At 65.3% G+C, this 1598-nt stretch carries 1 protein-coding gene; it reads left to right on the top strand.

The window, feature by feature from the left end; genetic code table 11:
• Nucleotides 1-489 precede the first annotated feature (489 nt).
• Nucleotides 490-1467: a hypothetical protein gene (locus DA1_RS29275; protein WP_034393286.1), complete on the top strand. Its 978-nt coding sequence runs from the start codon at nt 490-492 to the stop codon at nt 1465-1467.
• Nucleotides 1468-1598: the final 131 nt, after the last annotated feature.

Raw genomic sequence — 1598 nt, 5'->3', positions numbered from 1 at the left:
AGTCCGACGCCTGTGGAGCCGACACCCGGCGATCTGCCGCCGTTCGCTCCGCCGCCACACATCATTCCGTTACCTGTCCTTCCGTGGCCTAGAATTCCGTTTGTCAGCCCTACCCAGCTACACGTTGATTCGGCTCTCACCGTTCAGAGTCCCATAGCACCGGCCCCCTGAACTACGCAAGTGAGAGCAACCTATGGCTGCCTGACTCGGCTGCGCGGGTAGATTCGTTTGAGAGGCGAACACCATCAGCCCAGAGACTCGCCCGAAGCAGTTTTGCTTCGGGCCCTCGTGGCCAACATGACCGCTAGCAAAGAACTGCGACTACGGCGCATTCCCTGAATTCGAGTCTTTCGCCCTTTCGCCAAAGGGTGCACGCGTGGGCTCGCTGTGAGCAGCGATATTGACGTCAACTTCGTCCTCTAGGTGCATCGTCTGACCCGTACCAAGCCTGCCACCCTGCCGTGATCCAAACCACGAAAGGACGCACACATGAGCTTTAACGACGACCACCTGCGACTCCTGTCCGACGCTGAGCGCGAGGCCATGGAAGACGACAAAGACGACTACGACCCCGAGGAAGACAACGCTGCAGCGCTGGCTGCCCTGGGGCGCGGCCCCCTCGATGCGGAAGAAGAAGAGGAGGGCGACGACGACGCAGCTGATGCAGGCAAGGGCAAGCCCGAGCCCAGCACTCCCACCGAACCCACTGAAACCACCGCTGCGCCCGCTGCAGCGCCTGCAGCCGCTCCTGCTGCAGCACCCGCAGAACCCACCGATGCCACGCAGCCGACTGACGCGCCGACACCGAATCCGCAAGCTGCCCACCAGGCCAGCGGCTACCGTGCAGAGCTGCCCGCCGACTACGACGCCCAGGTGAAGGCCAACAAGGACGCCGTGGCCGCCGCCCGCGCCAAGTTCAACGAGGGCGAGCTGGAGCAGAGCGAGCTGGACGCGGAATTGGACCGCCTGCAGGACGAGCGCGACCAGCTGCGCGACATGAAGACGCGCGCCACGGTGTCGGCCGAGATGCAGCAGCAGTCCACGCACCAGGCCTGGACGGCCACCATCAACGGCTTCTTCGAGGAAGCGGCCAAGAGCGCAGAACTGGGCATCGTGGACTACCGCAAGGACGCGGCCAAGCAGGCAGACCTGGATGCCATGGTGCGCGCGCTGGGCGCGGCGCCCGGCAACGAGCACAAGCCCATGCGCTGGTTCCTGGAAGAAGGGCACCGCCGCGTGGTAGCTCTGCATGGCATTGCCACGACCAAGAAAACGGCGGACGTGCGGCGCAAGCCCGACGCCTCGGCCGTGGTCACCAACCTGGCCGACGTGCCTGGCGGCGCGGGCGATGCCGACCCCGTGAGCGACGAGTTCGCCGAGCTGGACAAGCTCACCGGCCTGGACTACGAGCGCGCACTGGGCCGCCTGTCTGAGGACAAGCGCGCGCAGTACCTGCGTTCGCTGTGAAGGAGTCCATGGCACAGACAACTGCATCGGCGCCCGACATGCGCCGCATCTTCATCGAGCTGCGCACGGGGGATGTGCTGGAGGTGGGCGGCGTGCGCATCCAGCTGGAATACAAGAAGGGGCAGGCCGCA

Origin of the sequence: Delftia acidovorans NBRC 14950 (assembly GCF_001598795.1) — a bacterium.
Classification (GTDB): Bacteria; Pseudomonadota; Gammaproteobacteria; order Burkholderiales; family Burkholderiaceae_C; genus Comamonas; species Comamonas acidovorans.
Note: the sequence above shows the minus strand (reverse complement) of the source record. Positions and strands in the feature narration are given on the sequence as shown.

Excerpts from the sequence above, each read along its gene's own strand:
- DA1_RS29275 (WP_034393286.1), top strand. The coding sequence starts at position 490 with ATGAGCTTTAACGACGACCACCTGCGACTCCTGTCCGACGCTGAGCGC.